The sequence below is a fragment of the Paradesertivirga mongoliensis genome (assembly GCF_024436395.1).
Classification (GTDB): domain Bacteria; phylum Bacteroidota; class Bacteroidia; order Sphingobacteriales; family Sphingobacteriaceae; genus Paradesertivirga; species Paradesertivirga mongoliensis.
In genome coordinates this window covers 24,775-43,343 of the sequence record NZ_JAFMZO010000001.1, presented here as the reverse complement: position 1 = coordinate 43,343, position 18,569 = coordinate 24,775, and the positions used below count along the sequence as shown (strand labels likewise).

Annotated in this window: 6 protein-coding genes; all 6 read left to right on the top strand. The window is 42.5% G+C overall.

What is annotated here, in order from left to right; genetic code table 11:
* Positions 1–50 precede the first annotated feature (50 nt).
* The 6 genes from J3P43_RS00105 (at position 51) to J3P43_RS00080 (ending at position 17,895) form a co-directional block, all read left to right on the top strand.
* Positions 51–932: a sugar phosphate isomerase/epimerase family protein gene (locus J3P43_RS00105; protein ID WP_255897722.1), complete on the top strand. Its 882-nt coding sequence runs from the start codon at positions 51–53 to the stop codon at positions 930–932.
* Positions 933–1,274: 342 nt separating this feature from the next.
* Entirely contained in the window at positions 1,275–2,150 is an 876-nt protein-coding gene (locus tag J3P43_RS00100; RefSeq protein WP_255897721.1) for an N-acetylglucosamine kinase, read from the top strand.
* Between the two features lie 436 nt (positions 2,151–2,586).
* On the top strand, positions 2,587–2,865 hold the full coding sequence (locus tag J3P43_RS00095) for a hypothetical protein (RefSeq protein WP_255897720.1): 279 nt from the start codon (positions 2,587–2,589) through the stop codon (positions 2,863–2,865).
* A gap of 838 nt (positions 2,866–3,703) precedes the next feature.
* Entirely contained in the window at positions 3,704–9,598 is a 5,895-nt protein-coding gene (locus J3P43_RS00090; protein ID WP_255897719.1) for a galactose-binding domain-containing protein, read from the top strand.
* 698 nt (positions 9,599–10,296) lie between these two features.
* Complete coding sequence (locus tag J3P43_RS00085) at positions 10,297–14,349, top strand: T9SS type A sorting domain-containing protein (RefSeq protein ID WP_255897718.1); 4,053 nt, start codon at positions 10,297–10,299, stop codon at positions 14,347–14,349.
* A 426-nt stretch (positions 14,350–14,775) separates the two neighbouring features.
* Positions 14,776–17,895 (top strand): galactose-binding domain-containing protein, encoded by a 3,120-nt coding sequence (locus tag J3P43_RS00080; protein WP_255897717.1) that lies wholly within the window; start codon positions 14,776–14,778, stop codon positions 17,893–17,895.
* The last annotated feature ends 674 nt before the right edge of the window (positions 17,896–18,569 follow it).

Below are 18,569 nucleotides of genomic sequence, written 5' to 3'. Positions count from 1 at the left end.
CATTTATTGAATGAGTTAAAAAACATTATATAAAACATAAACTATCAACAATGACAAAGAGAAGAGCATTTTTGAAGCAAGCCGGGGTATTGTCGGCAAGCGCACTGCTTCTTAAACCCGACATGCTTTTTGCCCGGCCATCATCCTTAAAAATAGGATTTCAATTATTCAACCTGCGCGAGTATATTGGAAAAGATGTAAAAGAAGTTATAGGCAAAATTGCTAAAGCTGGATATCAGGAAATTGAAACCTTTGGTTACGATACCAAACAACATGATTTTTGGAGATTAAGTTCAAAAGCTTTAAAAGCGATATTATGTGATAATGGTTTAAAATCTCCAAGCGGCCACTATGATATGAATCAATATTTTAATGATGGGAAAGATGACAGTATTAAAGCGTATATTGAAGCAGCGCATGGATTAGGACAAAACTATATTGTTGTTCCATCTACAAATGAAAAATTCAGAAAAACATCTGATGATTTTAAATCCCTTGCCGGAAAGATCAATAAGATAGCAGAAATGTGTAAAGCCTCCGGGCTGAAGCTGGCATATCATAATCATGATTTTGAATTTGTGCCAATTAATGGAACCGTATTATATGACGTGTTATTGAAGGAAACCGATCCTGCACTTGTTCAGTTTGAAATGGACCTGTATTGGGTTGTGCGTGCGGGACATGATCCGGTAAAATTGTTTGAAGCACATCCTGGCCGTTTTGCATTGTGGCACGTTAAAGATATGGATAAGGCTAAACCTGAGCGAAATACAGAGATTGGATCTGGCAGTATCAATTTTAAAAGGATATTTCAACATCAAAAACTGTCAGGCGTAAAGCACATTTTTATGGAGCAGGAAAGTTTTTCAATGGATGCCTATCAAAGCATTACTCAAAGTTCAAAATATATCAAAAATACTTTGCTTAAATAGGGATTACAAATTCTTCGATTCAGGTTTAAAAGTCCAACTACCTGGTGCTAGATATTTCGCACTGGCTATTTAGTAAAGGGTCGGGCAGGTTGATTCGCTGCCGATTGAGGGAATGGGCAAATCGGTAGCCAGATTGAACGCAGAAAATTTAATAATCACTAGCCCCTTCAGAACGATCTGAAGAAACTATTAAACATGACTAGCATGTATGGTAAAAGTTTTTACTATTAGCGAATAGTACATAGACCGTATTCATTAACCGGGCAGTGGAATGGAAGATAATTCAGCAATATGTGCGATAGAGTGTAAATACATTAAGATTATTTTAAAAAACAATATATAATGATACTTATAGCAGACGGAGGTTCTACAAAAACCCATTGGTGTTTAGTTGATAACCAGCTAAATTCGGAATATTTTTATTCGGAAGGATACAACCCCTATTTCGTGGATGGTGAATATGTTCAAGCTTCGCTTTCAAAAGCTTTACCGTCCCACATTGAATGCGAATTGATCGAGCAGGTCTACTTTTATGGCGCTGGTATCCACGATAAAGCAAAATCATCGATCTTAGAAAATGCTTTTAGAAAAATATTTGTATCTGCTAAGATTTTTGTCGATCATGACCTTTTAGCCGCATGCAGAGCTCTGTTAGGTTTCAACCAAGGCTTTGTTTCCATCTTAGGCACGGGGACAAATACGTGTTTATATGATGGTGCAAAAATCTCTTATCACATTGATTCTGCTGCGTATGTTCTGGGCGACGAAGGAAGCGGTTGCTACATTGGAAAGAAATTTTTGGTCGATTATATAAGAGGAACACTTCCACCTGCAATAATTAAAAGCTTTGAGGATACTTACAGGTTGTCAAAAGAAGACATTTTAGATAAAATTTATTCACAACCGTTAGCGAATCGTTTCTGTGCGAGTTTTAGCGAATTTGTGTATAAAAATCTTGAAGACGAGCATATGTATAAACTCGTCTCTAAATCTTTTGATAAATTTTTTACAAATCTGGTTTGTTTATATCCTAATTATGAAAAATATGAATTAAACGCTGTAGGATCCGTTGCATACCACTTTAAAAGTGTTTTAAACAGTTCTGCCGAAAAACATAATATGAAAATCGGGAAGATAATACAATCCCCGATCAAAGAATTGGTAAATTGTCATAAGCTTCAAATGGAAAATATGGATAAAGTTCTTGGGTCTATATAATGCGTTCTATAAGTGTTGAATGCAGGGTTAGAAAAGGATGAATATATCATGTATATAGTAAATGGGACTGAAGTACCTGACTTTATGAGATCTTCCCGCCTTTTCCTTGAACTGATAACATTAAACGTAATATACCCTAACTACTAGCCTTATTCGAACCCTTATAATTAATTCAGTTTTAACATTTTAGTGACTGCTTTCTATGCTGAAATTTCTCTCCTTATTTGCTCCGATAAAAGTGGAACTGCCGTTCTTGCATTTTTTATGTGCAAAAAAGGATAAAATGGGGAATAAACATCGGCAAGATTTGTAGAAATAGCTTATAGGTTTGCAGATAAAATGCTACAAAAGAATAAAACGCCGCCCAATTATCCTTTTGCAGCACGTTTGTAGAATAGCTAAACCATCTCTGCTCTTCATTATTCTGGCAGGTAAAATGAATTGCTCCGTATTTGTAAAAAGTTTTGCAAAATCCTACCGAGGAGGCTTTGGCCGTCCTGCTAAGCCGATACGGCCGATGGTTTCTCTGCTGAAACATCCTCGAAATCTGAGCAATGAAACTGTGGCAGGAAATGGGGGGAAATACCTGCTATCAGTATTCAGCGGACTGATATCAATGCTTCCAAAGAACCATCTGAAGCAATTGAATTTGTTCATTTCGGCAACCGCATCGCAGCTGAAGGCGTGGATCTTATTGAAAAAAGTATTCGGGTAAAAGGAAGAAAGCTGTAAAGAAAAAGGCAACATCGATTCGACAAGTATAGGAGAAGAATTTTATTTATTTCGCCGATAGCAAGCTACACCAGAACAATTATTAATAAATGTACTGTCAGTGCTGGAAAGGACTGGTACTTCGTCACAGATAATTCTCGCATTCTTAAAGCCTTAAAGTTTTAATAATGGAGAGTGAATTATAGTCGCAGTCATCACAGAAACAGCATTGTTTTTTTCTCAATACCAGTCTTTTAAAAGTTCAAGCTTATTGTTTTTTGAACATTTAACTCCTGATATAACTGTCGGTTTTACCATGAACTGCTTTGCTGGCTAAAAAATTTCTATCTCTCGAAAGCGATAACACAAGCGATTGCGATAGGAAAAACGCCCTTGGGCAGCTCTCTAATATTGATTTCTTATTCTTATTACAATAAGTTTAGACAGTATTTAAATAAAAGGATTGAGAAATTCCTTATTGATAAATACCCGCAAATCAATTAACCAATTAATAACATATGAAAAATTACTACTCAGTTTTCACATGTTTTGTGCTGTCAGATGGATTCTGTTTTAAACGACCGTTGACAAAAGCACTAAACCCAGGGCAAGGTGAGATATACAAGCCCATTTACCGAGGAAGTTACTATAAAATTACAGATTCTTCTTCCTGTGCTGCTCCCACGCAACCCGAGTCTAATGTCGCTTCATCATCCGAATTGAGATTACCGTTTCGGGGTGGGATATGTAAGTTAAACCCTGATAGCGAAGGAAAAGAGGACGCTTTTATGAACCTAATCCACTGTATGAATTCTTAAATATAAACCTGTTAATTAATAAAGATGAGAAAACGATTACCTCAGAAACGATTTCAGCTGAGTTTGTTCTTGCTTACTATCCTGTTATTAGGATATAGTTTGCAAGCAGACGCTCAGACCAGCTGGTCAACCGTGCGCATTGGCGGCGGTGGAAGCGTAACCAGCATTAAAGCGCATCCGAAAGTCCCGAACTTGTTTTTTGCCACTACGGATGTGGGGAACCCTTACCGTTGGAATCACAATGCTCAAAAGTGGGAGGGCCTTTTAAACTGGGTGCCGCTTAGCCAGCAAAATAACAGTGCATGTGGAAATATTGCCTTTGATCCACAGGATGCTACGGGAAATATCTTGTATGCCACGGTCGGCAAAATGGCTGATTACGCCAACGGCTGGTCGCCTCCGGGAAAAGTGATTAAATCAACAGACCGGGGAACAACCTGGACTGATGCAGGCCTTACTATCCGTGTTGCTGCCAACTCAGCTCAGGATAAACGCGGTGGAGACCGGATTGTCGTAGATCCTCAAAACAGTTCGGTGGTGTATGTAACCTCGCATGCAGATGGTACTTACAAGGGAGTTAATTCTGGAACATCATGGAGCAAGGTCAATGCGCTTAATGGAAGATTTATTGCTTTCGATGTTAGCGGAGGCATGATATCAGGGGTAACGAAGAATATTTTCATCGGATGCCATGATGGCGTTTACCTGAGTACAGACGGCGGAGAGACATTTACGCTCATGCCGGGCAGTCCGTCTGAAGTGAGACGAGCGGCTATTCACCCTAATGGCACCATGTATGTAACGGCTGGAATAAGGGAAAGTGGTACAGATACTGACTATACCAACAGCGGAGTTTTTAAATGGAACGGAAGTTCCTGGTCAAAGTTTACCCCGCAAGCGTCTGCAGACTACATTGGAGTAGATGTAAATCCTCACAACAGCGAGGAGGTAATAGTGAACGTACATTCCTGGGACAGTCCCACCTTCCGGAGTAAGGACGGAGGACTAATCTGGGACAGGTTCGCCAGATCATTTGATGTTTCTGAAATGCCTTTTAAAACATCGGACCATTTTGCAAAAAACATTACGGATTTCGTCTTTGATCCTTTCAACGCCGGGCATGTTTGGTTTACCGATATTTTTGCCGTTTATCAGACTACCGATGTATGGGCGTCTACGGTGCAGTGGAAAGGGCGAGTAGTTGATCTAGAAGAATTTGTAACGATGGGAACTATTTTATGCCCTCCGGCAGGTAGCCCAAATAAATTGTTAACCGGAGGAGCAGATCTTGGAGGATTTGATCATAAATCAATCACCGAACCACCAACAAAAAGCATGGCTGCATTTTTTCCATGGACACCAGAGGGGCTGTCGGGAAATATGGTAGGAGTGGCTGTTCAGGAAACTAATCCGAATTTTATTGCTCGAGTAGGAAGAAAAGGATGGGGCGGTTCAGCTTATGGTGGATACTCCACCAATGGAGGTGACAATTACACCATTTTTAGTACGTACCCTCCTGGTACATCCGGAGGAAGGATAGTTGTTTCTGCAAAAAGCGAGACCATGATTTGGGTAGGGCAGGGCGGCTCCGCCTATCGCTCCACAAACCGTGGAGGCTCGTGGACGGCAGTTTCAGGCTTGCCTACAGGGTTAGTTCCTGGTTCAAATATATTTGATGGAGGCAGCCCGAATCCAATAGCTGCGGATAAAGTAAATGGCGATAAATTCTATGCTTACCAAAACGGAAAATTTTATGTAAGCACAGATGGTGGAGCTAGCTTTTCCATAGCATCTTCTACCCTGCCAGTATTAACTAGTATATCCTTTTTGAAGGTGGAAACCGTGCCAGATAAAGAAGGACATATCTGGGTTTCGTTACAAGCAGCAGGATTATGGTATTCTGATAATTCAGGGGCATCCTTTACAAAAATCGCTAATGTTCAAGATGCCAGATTAATGTCTGTTGGAAAAGCTTTATCTACAGAACCGGCAGTATATGTAATGGGAACAGTAAACAATATAAAAGACGGCGTTTTCCGCTCAAATGATAACGGTGCCTCCTGGACCCAAATCGACAACGCTTCGTATAAAATGGGAAATGAACCCAATTCAATGGCCGCTGATCGTGTAGTCTATGGGCGGGTATTTATAGGCACTAATGGCAATGGCATTTTTGTGGGCTCGGGCCCGGCACCCGTGGCGCCGGCAAACTTAACGGCGAGTGCTTCGGGCCCTAACCAGATCAATCTGTCATGGACAGATAATACCAGTAATGAAACCCACTTTAAGATTGAACGAAAAGAAGGGCCTGGGAACTTTATGTTTTTAAGCAATGCGCCAGCTAACTCAACGTCTTTTTCAGACACCGACCTAATACCGGGTACTTCCTATTCCTATCGGGTAAGTTCAGACGGTATTAGTGGAAGTTCTGACTGGTCCAATGTAGCCAGCGCTACCACTACTGGTATAGCTCCTGCCAAACTGGTTATCACCGGATCTACAGCAGGATTTCAGACCTCCGGTAAAGAATTCTCTTACGATAACAATACTGCGACGCGTTGGTCTGGAAGCGGAGTATTGTCCAACACCTGGATTACCTATGATTTAGGTGCAGATAAGACGGTTAATTATCTCAAACTGATGATATTTAGCGGAAATAGCCGAACTAATCCAATTAAGGTGGAGATGGGAAATGGCAGCACCTGGACACAGGTATGGTCTGGGAACACTGCCTTAACGGCGGGTTATCAGACAATAAATGTAGCAGACAATACCAACCGGTATGTTAGAATATCTTTAACCGGTGCAAATTCTGAGGGCACTTACTGGTTCCATATTACTGAAACGGAAATCTATGGAACAGAAAGTGCAGCACCAACGAATTTAAAAGCGAGTGCTTCGGGTTCTAACGGTGTCAATCTTTCGTGGACGGACGTTAGCGATGATGAAACCAGTTTCAGGATTGAACGAAAAGAAGGAACCGGTAATTATGTGTTTTTAAGTAATGCACCGGCTAACGCAACATCATTTTCTGAAAACGGTTTATTACCAGGTACCACTTATTCCTATCGTATAAGATCAGATGGCAGTAATGGAAGTTCTGCCTGGTCAGATGAAGCCAGCGTTACTACTCTTGGTACACCTCCTGTGAAACTGGTTATTACCGGATCTACAGCGGGATACAACGATGCCACTAACCCTAAAGAAAACTCTTATGATGGTAATACCGGCACACGTTGGTCAGGAAACGGGACATTGTCCAGCACCTGGGTTACCTATGATTTAGGGGCAGATAAGGCAGTCAATTATCTCAAACTGATGATGTTCAGTGGCAGTACCCGAACTAATCCCATTAAAGTGGAGATGGGAAATGGCAGCAGCTGGACACAGGTTTGGTCGGGAAATACTGCCTTAACGGCTGGGTTTCAGACTATCGATATCGCAGATAACACCAACCGGTATGTTAGAATAAGCCTGACAGGTGCGAATTCTGAGGGCGCTTACTGGTTCGGAATTACTGAGACCGAAATTTATGGAACTGATCCTACAGCACCAGCTTATTTAAAAGCGAGCGCTTCAGGCTTTAATGGGATCAATCTGTCATGGACGGATAATAGCAATGATGAAACCAGCTTCAGGATTGAACGAAAAGAAGGTACCGGAAACTATGTTTTTTTAAGCAATGCACCGGCTAACGCAACGTCATTTTCCGACACCGGCTTACAACAGAGTACCACTTATACCTATCGTGTACGATCAGAAAGGAGTAATGGAAGTTCTGCCTGGTCAAATGAAGCCAGCGCCACTACTTTAGGTCCTGTTAAACTGATTATTACCGGGTCTACCGCGGGATTCTCAGACGCCACCAACCCTAAAGAACACTCTTATGACGGCAATACCACAACCCGTTGGTCAGGAAGCGGAGCAGTGTCCAGCACCTGGATTATATATGATTTAGGTTCATATAAGACAGTTAATTATCTCAAACTGATGTTGTTTAGCGGTAATACCCGAACTAATCCAATTAAGGTGGAGATGGGAGATGGCAGTACCTGGACACAGGTTTGGTCAGGAAACACTGCCTTAACCGCTGGATTTCAAACTCTAGATATAGCCGACAACACCAACCGGTATGTTAAAATAAGCTTGACCGGCGCAAATTCTGAAGGTACTTACTGGTTCCATCTTAATGAAACAGAAATCTATGGAACTGAACCTGATGGACCGGCAACGATTAAACTGGAAGAGGCCAACTATATTTATGATGGTAAACCACGTGCAGTATCTGGTTATGCATATGGTATTGGTGGAATTGAAGATAAGCTAAGTCCGGCTTTAAGCTTTACTTATAAGGATACAATCGGTAACGTTATTAACGGTGCTCCTGTAAATGTAGGCACTTATATAGTCGAGGCATCTTATGCGGGAAATACTTCTTACAAGCCAGTCTCAGCCAAGGCAACATTCCGTATAAGCCCGAAAGCATTAGCTGTTACTGCCAGTAACCAGACAAAGGAATGTGGGGTAGCTATAAATTTAGGCACCACAGATTTTACCGTAGCAGGCTTAGTTGCGGCAGATAAGGTGAATACTGTTCTGCTGACAAGTGAAAGCGCTGCTGAAAGCGGAAGTAAAGGAACTTACGCGATTGTTGCTGCCAATGCACAAGGTTCTGGACTTTCAAATTACCAGATAAGTTATGTAAATGGCACATTAACTATAAGCGATGCTACTAAACCAGTACCTGATATAGCTGAACTTCCACAGGTAAATGGCGAATGTTCTGTAACGGTAACAGCACCAACAGCAACAGATGCTTGTGCAGGTAAATTAACCGCTTCAACAAACCACCCGCTGACCTATAACCAGCAGGGAACTTATACCATTACCTGGACCTTTGATGATGGTAATGGCAATACTACAACTCAAAATCAAAGTGTAGTAGTTAAAGATGTAAGTGCACCAGAGATTACCCACCGACCTGAAGTGCCGGTTCAGTGTTATAGTGCAGATGGAACGTATACCATTCCATCACTAACGGCAACAGACAATTGCGGAACAACAACTATTAGCTATTCTATTAGCGGCGCTACAACCAGAAGTGGAAGCGGCGCCGACGCGAGCGGTCAATTTAATACTGGTGTTAGCACAATTGAATGGCTTGTTGAAGATGGTCATGGTAATGAAACAAGGACTGAAACCAATGTGGTAATCAACAGCGCTGTTACAGTAAGTATTCCTGATGTTTACGCCATGGATCCCAATGTGGATGAGAAGAATACCTTGTATTTAGGGTATGGTCCCTCGTCGCTAACTATTAATGCTTTACCATCAGGCGGAACCGGACCTTATACTTATTTATGGAATGATGTCGCAGGAGCCTCATCTCTCTCAGTAAATTCAGCAGGAGTGTATACGGTTAAAGTTGTGGATGCCCTGGGCTGTTCTACTACAGCTTCTATTACAATTAAAGTAGAAGATGTGCGTTGCGGGAATAACAATGATAAAGTAAAAGTTTGTCACAACGGGAAAGAGATTTGTATTTCCAGAAATGCTGTACAGGAGCATTTAAATCACGGTGATCGCCTAGGTACTTGTGGTGTGGGGCTAGCTTCGAATTCAAAAGACGCTGATGAATCAGTTGCCACTGTTTCCAACTTAAGAGAGATTGAAACAGCCAATTCCAATGTGGTTAGCGTTTATCCAAATCCGGTTGAATCCGTACTGCAAGTCTCTGTAAGCTCGTTGAAACCCGGTGCTACCATGCAGTTGTATAATCTCACAGGAACATTGCTCCTCTCTTTGCCATTGGAGAAATCTACCGAGAGTATATCTATGCAGGGTTTTACTCCGGGCTTATACTTATTAACTGTAAAAAATGGTGATGGAGTAACTACTAAAAAAATCCTGAAGCAATAGCTTTTTGGGAAAAGCCGCATAACTGAGTGGCCTTTGTATAACGTCAGATATTTGGCTGAATAACTCATTTGAAAAGCAAATGGTTATTCAGCCATTTGTTTTTGACGCAGTTACTCGGATATTTATTTTATAGGACTAGTCTACAACTACTAACCTGATCTCAAGGGTGTTAAGGAATTTGTTGACATCTTAGGTCTTCTGTTTTCATGTTTAGAACTTGAAGGTCTAGTTAAGCTAAAAAATTTCTATCTCTCGAAAACGATTACACAAGCGATTGCGATAGGAAAAGTGGCTTTTGCTAGCTCTCGAATATTGATCTTTGATGCTCAAAGCCTTAAGTTTAGATAGTGTTTGGATAAAAGAGAATCAGTAATTCCCTGTTTATACACTTGCAAGCCAAATAAACCAATTCATAACATATGAAAAATCACTACTCAGTTTTCACATGTTTTGTGCTGTCGGATTTTTATAGTAGTCGAAGGTCTGCTGTCAAAACAGTTTTAGAATTAGGGTGAGGTAAGTTGAATCAGCCCATACCCGGAGGCAGTTACCTGAAATTTACAGAGCCTTTCGCCTGAGCGGCTACCCCTGCAAACCCTAGTTCAGTATCCTGCTTCCACCGAAAAGCGGAGACGATGCTTTTTGTTAACGTAATCCACGGAATGAATTCTTAAATATAAACCTATTAATTAATAAAAATGGAAAGATTATTACCTCAGAAACGATTTCAGCTGAGTTTGTTCTTGCTTACTATCCTATTATTAGGATATAGTTTGCAGTCAAACGCTCAAACCAGCTGGGCAACCGTGCGCATTGGCGGCGGTGGAAGCGTGACCAGCATTAAAGCGCATCCAAAAGTCCCGAACTTGTTTTTTGCCACTACGGATGTGGGGAACCCTTACCGCTGGAACCACAATGCTCAAAAGTGGGAGGGCCTGTTAAACGCGGTGCCGCTTAGCCAGAGCAATAACAGTGCATGTGGAAATATTGCCTTTGATCCCCAGGATGATACGGGAAATATTCTGTATGCTACCGTTGGAAAGTATGCTGATTACGCTAACGGTTGGTCGCCTCCAGGAAAAGTGATTAAATCAACCGACCGGGGAACATCCTGGACTGATGCAGGACTTACTATCCGTGTTGCTGCCAATTCGGCTCAGGATAAACGCGGCGGGGATCGGATTGTGGTGGATCCACAGAACAGCTCGGTGGTGTATGTAACCTCGGTTGCAGATGGCACTTACAAAGGAATTAATTCAGGAACATCATGGAGCAAGATTAATTCGCTTAATGGAAGATTTATTGCTTTCGATGTGAGCGGAGGCATGATATCAGGGGTAACAAAGAATATTTTTATCGGATGCCATGATGGCGTTTACCGGAGTACAGACGGAGGAGAGACATTTACGCTTATGCCAGGCAGTCCTTCTGAGGTGAGACGAGCCGCTATTCATCCTAATGGGACCATGTATGTAACTGCTGGAGTGAGAGAAAGTAGCACAGATGCTGACTATACCAACAGCGGAGTTTTTAAATGGAACGGAAGTTCCTGGTCGAAGTTTACACCCCAAGCGACTGCGGACTACATTGGAGTAGATGTAAACCCTCACAATAGTGAGGAAGTTATTGTGAACGTACATTCCTGGGATAGTCCCACCTTTCGAAGTAAAGACGGAGGAATAATCTGGGAAAAATTTGCCCGATCATTCGATGTTTCTGAAATGCCCTTTAAAACATCGGACCATTTTGCAAAAAACATTACGGATTTCGTCTTTGATCCTTTCAACGCAGGGCATGTTTGGTTTACCGATATTTTCGCCGTTTATCAGACTACCGATGTATGGGCGTCTACGGTGCAATGGAAAGGGCGAGTAGTTGATCTAGAAGAATTTGTAACGATGGGAACTATTCTATGCCCTCCGGCAGGTAGCCCAAATAAATTGTTAACCGGAGGAGCAGATCTTGGAGGATTTGATCATAAATCAATCACAGAACCACCAACAAAAAGCATGGCTGCATATTTTCCATGGACACCACTGGGCCTGTCGGGAAATATGGTAGGAGTGGCTGTTCAGGAAAGCAATCCAAATTTTATTGCGCGAGTAGGGAGAAAAGGATGGGATGGAACGGCTTATGGGGGGTACTCCACCAATGGCGGTGACACTTACACTATTTTTACTACATACCCCGCCGGTGAATCAGGCGGAAGGATAGTTGTATCTGCAACAAGCGAGACCATGATTTGGGTAGGGCAGGGTGGCCCTGTTCAAGCGGGGGTCCCTTCTGCTAACGGCTATGCCTATCGTTCCACTGATCGCGGAGTAACATGGACCAAAATTAATTCTCTGCCTGCAGGATTGGTTCCCGGTTCAAATATATTCAATGGAGGCAGCCCGAACCCGATAGCTGCTGATAAAGTAAATGGGAGAAAATTTTATGCCTATCAAGGCGGAAAGTTTTACGTAAGCACAGACGGGGGAGTTAACTTTTCCATAGCATCTTCTACTTTGCCGGTGTTATCTAATACCTCTTTTTTGAAGGTTGAAACCGCGCCAGATAAAGAAGGCCATATCTGGGTTTCGTTACAAGGGTCAGGATTATGGTATTCTACTAATTCAGGGGCATCCTTTACAAAAATCTCTAACGTTCAAGATGTCAGATTAATGTCTGTTGGAAAAGCTTTATCTACTGATCCGGCAGTATATGTAATGGGAACAGTAAACAATATAGCGGACGGGGTTTTCCGTTCGGATGATAATGGTGCCTCCTGGACCCAAATGGACAATGTTTACTATAAGATGGGAAATGAACCGAATTCAATGGCCGCTGATCGTGTAGTTTATGGAAGGGTATTTATAGGCACTAACGGAAATGGAATTTTTGTAGGCTCAGGCCCAGTACCTGCAAGACCTGCAAACTTAACGGCGACTGCTTCGGGCGCTAACCAGATCAATCTTTCATGGACAGATAATAGCGATAATGAAACCCACTTCAGGATTGAACGAAAAGAAGCGACCGGGAACTATGGGTTTTTAAGCAATGCACCGGCGAACACAACGTCTTTTTCCGACACCGGCGTATTGGCGGGTACCTCTTATTCTTATCGTGTAGGTACAGAAAATATCAACGGAAGTTCTGCCTGGTCAAATGTAGCCAGTGCTACTACTTCTGGTACAGCTCCTGCCAAACTGGTTATTACCGGATCTACAGCGGGATACGACGATGGCACTAACACCAAGGCAAACTCATATGATGGCAATACCGGGACGCGTTGGGCTGGAAATGGAACATTATCCACTAGCTGGATTACCTATGATTTAGGCGCAAATAAGACAGTTAATTATCTTAAACTGATGATGTTTAACGGAAATACGCGAACTAATCCAATTAAAGTGGAGATGGGGAATGGCAGCACCTGGACACAGGTCTGGTCAGGAATTACTGCTTTAACGGCTGGATTTCAGCCTATTGATATAGCAGACCACACCAACCGGTATGTAAGGATAACTTTGACAGGTGCAAATTCTGAAGGTACCTACTGGTTCGGTATTACTGAAACGGAAATCTATGGAAGTGATTGTAAACCAGTGCCTGACTTGGCTGAACTGCCCCCGGTAAATGGCGAATGCTCTGTGACGGTGACAGCACCAACAGCAACAGATGCTTGTGCAGGCAAATTAAATGGTTCAACAAATGATCCGCTAACCTATAACCAGCAGGGAACTTATACCATTAACTGGACCTATGATAATGGTAATGGCCATACTGCTACCCAAACTCAACGTGTGGTAGTAAAAGATGTAAGCGCCCCAGTAATCACCTATCGTCCGGAAGTGGCTACGCAGTGCTATAGTGCTGAGGGAAGCTATGCAATTCCTGCATTAGTGGCAACAGATAATTGCGGAATGGCACAAATTAGCTATTCTATTGGCGGTGCTACAAGCAGAAGCGGAAGTGGCGCCGATGCTAGCGGTAGCTTTAATGTTGGTACAAGCACCATTCACTGGCTTGTTGATGATGGTCATGGCAACCAGGCTACAGGTGAGACACGTGTTGTAATCAACAGTCCTGTTACAGTAAGCGTTCCTGATATTTATGCAATGGATTTTAGCGGGGTAGCGAAGAATACTTTGTATTTGGGTTATGGACCTTCTTCATTAACCATTAATGCTTTGCCATCAGGTGGTACAGGTCCTTATACCTACTTATGGAATGATATAGAAGGTTCTTCGTCTCTTTCCGTGAGTTCAGCAGGAGTATATACCGTCAAAGTAATCGATGCCCTGGGTTGCTCTGCTACAGCATCTATATCAATTACGGTAGAAGACGTACGCTGCGGCAGTAACAACGACAAAGTAAAAATTTGCCACGATGGTAGCGAGATCTGTGTTCCCAAGGGGCGTGTAGATGATCATCTAAACCATGGTGATCGCTTAGGTGCTTGTAATGCATCGGTAATTTCCAATTTAAAAGTGGTTGAAATAGCAAATTTAAGAGAGGTTGAATCAACCAATTCAAGCTCGGTTAGCGTTTATCCCAATCCGGTCGAATTAGAACTTCAGGTTTCTGTAAGTAAACTGCAACCAGGAGCTACATTGAATCTTTATAATAGTGCCGGAATATTAATGCGCTCCTTGCCATTGAGTAAGTCTACGGAGAGTATATCTACGCAAGGATTTATTCCTGGCTTGTATGTATTAGTTATCAAAAACGGTGATGAAGTGACAACCAAAAAAATCCTAAAGCAATAGTTCTAATGAAGAGGTTGAATACTAATTTCAGCCTCTTTCTTATGAATCTGTGGCCTGATGTATACACCTACAAACCAAATAAACCAATTAATAACATATGAAAAATTACTACTCAGTTTTCATATGTTTTGTGCTGTCGGATTGTTCTGTAGTTCAAGGTACGCTGGCAAAACAGTACTAGACCCAGAGTGAGCTGAGTTGGGCCAGCCCATACCCGGAGGGGATTACCGTAAGATTTCAGAGTCTTCTGCCGGAGCGGCTACCCATGCAAACCCGAGTTCAGTATTGCTTCCTCCGGAAGCGGAGATCGCCGTTTTTCAGAATGGGTTATGCAAGTTAAACCCTGACGGCGAACAGCAAAGGAGATGCTGTTTTATTAACGTCTACTAATAGTTCCTAATTATAAACCTGTTTAATTTAATGAAAATGAAAAGATTATTATCTCAGAAAAGATTTCAGCAGAGTTTGTTCTTGCTTACTATCCTATTATTAGGATATAGTCTGCAAGCAGACGCTCAGACCAACTGGGCAACCGTACGCATTGGGGGCGGTGGAAATGTGACCAGCATTAAAGCGCATCCGGCAGTTCCGAATTTGTTTTTTGCGACCACGGATGTTGGGAACCCTTACCGGTGGAACCACATTGAGCAAAAGTGGGAAGGCCTGTTAAACGGAGTGCCGATGAGCCAGAGCAATAACAGCGCATGCGGAAATATTGCTGTTGATCCCCAGGATGCTACCGGAAATATTCTGTATGCTACCGTTGGAAAGTATGCTGATTACACTTACAGCTGGGCGCCTCCCGGTAAAGTGATTAAATCAACCAACCGGGGAACAACCTGGACTGACGCAGGGCTTTCTATCCGTGTTTCTGCAAATGGTGCTGATAAAAACGGGGGAGACCGGATCGCCGTGGATCCTCAAAATAGTACGGTAGTGTATGTAACCTCGAATGCGGATGGCACTTACAAAGGAGTTAATTCAGGTACATCATGGAGCAAAATTAATACCCTCAATGGAAGATTTGTTGCTTTCGATGTTAGCGGAGGCATGATCTCAGGGGTAACGAAAAATATTTACATCGGATGCAGTGATGGCGTTTACCGGAGTACAGACGGAGGAGGGGTATTTACGCTTATGTCAGGCAGTCCTTCTGATGTGCGACGGGCTGCTATTCACGCTAATGGAACCATGTATGTAACCAGCGGTACCGGAGTTTCTAAATGGAATGGGACTTCATGGTCAACGGTTTCTCCGGAATTAAATAATATTTATCACGGAGTGGATGTTAATCCCAATAATAGTAATGAGGTTATCGTCAGCGTGAAGTCGTGGGACAGCCCCACTTACCGGAGCAATAACGGGGGGGCAAGCTGGTTAAAGTTTGCCAGATCTTTTGATGTTTCTGAAATGCCTTTTGCCACAGACGATCATTATGCAAAATCAATTACGGATTTCGCCTGGGATCCCTTTAACACAGGGCATGTATGGTTCACCGATATTTTTGCCATTTATCAGACTACCGATGTATGGGCTGCTACGGTGCCCTGGAAAGCCCGGGTAATTGATGAAGAAGAATTTGTAACGATGGGAACCATTTTGTGCCCTCCTGCGGGGAGCCCGAATAAATTGTTAACAGGGGGAGCAGATCTTGGAGGATTTGACCACAAATCAATTACCGAACCCCCAACAAAAAGCATGGCGGTATATTTCCCATGGACACGACAGGGGCTATCGGGAAATATGGTAGGAGTGGCTGTGCAGGAAACCAATCCGAATTTTATTGCACGAGTAGGGAGAAAAGGGTGGGATGGTACAGCTTATGGAGGATACTCCACCAATGGCGGTGACAGTTACACTATTTTTAGTAGGTACCCCACCGGTGAATCAGGCGGAAGGATAGTCATTTCTGCAACAAGCGAGACCATGATCTGGGTAGGACAGGGCGGCTCTGCCTATCGCTCGACAAACCGCGGAGGATCATGGACTAAAATTACCACGCTGCCTGTAGGCTTGGTTCCCGGTACAAATATATTTGATGGAGGTAGTCCGAACCCGGTAGCTGCTGATAAGGTAAACGGGAATAAATTCTATGCGTACCATAACGGAAATTTTTACCGGAGCACAGATGGAGGGATTTCCTTTTCTGTAGCCTCAACCTTGCCGGTATTAACCAGTGTGTCTTTTTTAAAGGTGGAAACCGCTCCGGGTAAAGAAGGCCATATCTGGGTTTCGTTACAAGGATCGGGATTATGGTATTCCGCTAATTCAGGGGCATCCTTCACAAAAATAGCAAACGTTCAAAATACCAGGTTAATGTCTGTCGGGAAAGCCTTATCAACCGATCCTGCAGTATATGTAATGGGAACAGTAAACAATATTCCAGATGGCGTTTTCCGTTCGGATGATAATGGTGCGACCTGGACCCAAATCGACAATGTTTACTATAAGATGGGAAATGAACCCAATTCGATGGCTGCTGATCGTGAAGTTTATGGGAGGGTATTTATAGGCACTAACGGAAATGGCATTTTTGTAGGCTCAGGCCCTGTGCCTGCTGCACCGGCTAACCTTACAGCGGGCGCCTCGGGTTCTAACCAGATTAATCTCTCATGGACAGATAATAGCAGTGATGAGACCCATTTCAGGATTGAACGAAAAGAGGGGACAGGGAACTATTTGCTTTTAAGCAATGCACCGGCTAACACAACGTCTTTTTCCGACACCGGCGTGTTGCCGGGTACATCTTATTCCTATCGTTTAAGATCAGAAAGCAATAACGGAGGTTCTGCCTGGTCAAATGTAGCCAGTGCTACTACTTCTGGCACAGCGCCTGCCAAACTGATTATCACCGGATCTACAGCGGGATATTCAGACACCAGTAACCCTAAAGAATACTCTTATGATGGCAATACCGGGACGCGTTGGGCAGGAAACGGAACATTGTCCAGCACTTGGATCATATATGATTTAGGTGCAGATAAGATGGTTAATTATCTCAAACTGATGATGTTTAACGGAAATACCCGAACTAATCCCATTAAAGTGGAGGTGGGAGATGGCAGCACCTGGACACAGGTCTGGTCAGGAACTACTGCTTTAACGGCTGGATTTCAGACTATTGATGTTACAGACAACACCAGCCGGTATGTTAGAATAAGCCTGACAGGTGCAAATTCTGAGGGCACTTACTGGTTCAGTATTTATGAGACAGAAATTTATGGAAGTGGTTCTACAGGAATTACAGCGGTAGTATCTACCTCCAAAGATGTTGAGACATCATATTTACGAGAAATTGAAACAGCCAATTCCAATTCACTTAGCGTTTATCCAAATCCGGTCGGGCTGGAGTTTCAGGTTTCTGTAAGTAAACTGCAACCAGGGGCTACCTTAGATCTTTATAATAGTGCTGGAATATTGATGCGCTCCTTGCCGTTAAGTAAATCTACGGAGCGTATATCTACGCAAGGATTTATCCCTGGCTTGTATTTACTGGTTATAAAGAACGGTGATGAAGTGACAGTCAAAAAAATCCTAAAGCAATAGTTCTAATGAAGGGGCTGAAACAGTAGTTTCAGCCCCTTTTTTGTGATTCTCCCTCTGAAACAGGTTGACACACGTAGTAACATGAGTTTGATATGAATATTACTACTTGAGTCAAAAGCCTTCAAATGGCCTTAAGAGCCTTATTGAAACGATGTGCTCCTAAAACTCCGTGAAAGTTTTGCCGTTTTTCTCTTTAACCGCTTGATCTTTTATATTAAAGAATTATCCAAGTTTTAAGGTCGATCCCTGCTAAAACGGATTCATGCCTGTAAGAAGATACCAGTAACTCTGGTATTTTCCTAAGCAACGGAACTTACGCCGTAGTTACTATCCTCTTTTTGCTTACATCGGCTAAGCATTGGGATTTCTAAGCCTCCCCGTTTTTTGACCATAATGAGGTTAAGTTGCACTAAATATTTCTATCTATCGAAAGCGATAACACAAGCGATTGCGATAGAAAAAATGCCGTCGTCCAGCATCAGGATATTGGTTTTATATTCTCAAAACTATAGGTTTGGATTGTGCTATTAAAAATGGAAAATACAGATCTATATTAACACACTGAGGTACTAATTAAAACCAACTCATAATATATATGAAAAAGTCACAACCCAGATTTCACGAAGTTTTGTGCTTTACCGGAATATTTATTCTCAACATCCGACCAAAGGATG

Excerpts from the sequence above, each read along its gene's own strand:
- J3P43_RS00095 (WP_255897720.1), top strand. The coding sequence starts at position 2,587 with ATGAATTGCTCCGTATTTGTAAAAAGTTTTGCAAAATCCTACCGAGGA.
- J3P43_RS00080 (WP_255897717.1), top strand. The coding sequence starts at position 14,776 with ATGAAAAGATTATTATCTCAGAAAAGATTTCAGCAGAGTTTGTTCTTG.
- J3P43_RS00105 (WP_255897722.1), top strand. The coding sequence starts at position 51 with ATGACAAAGAGAAGAGCATTTTTGAAGCAAGCCGGGGTATTGTCGGCA.
- J3P43_RS00090 (WP_255897719.1), top strand. The coding sequence starts at position 3,704 with ATGAGAAAACGATTACCTCAGAAACGATTTCAGCTGAGTTTGTTCTTG.
- J3P43_RS00085 (WP_255897718.1), top strand. The coding sequence starts at position 10,297 with ATGGAAAGATTATTACCTCAGAAACGATTTCAGCTGAGTTTGTTCTTG.
- J3P43_RS00100 (WP_255897721.1), top strand. The coding sequence starts at position 1,275 with ATGATACTTATAGCAGACGGAGGTTCTACAAAAACCCATTGGTGTTTA.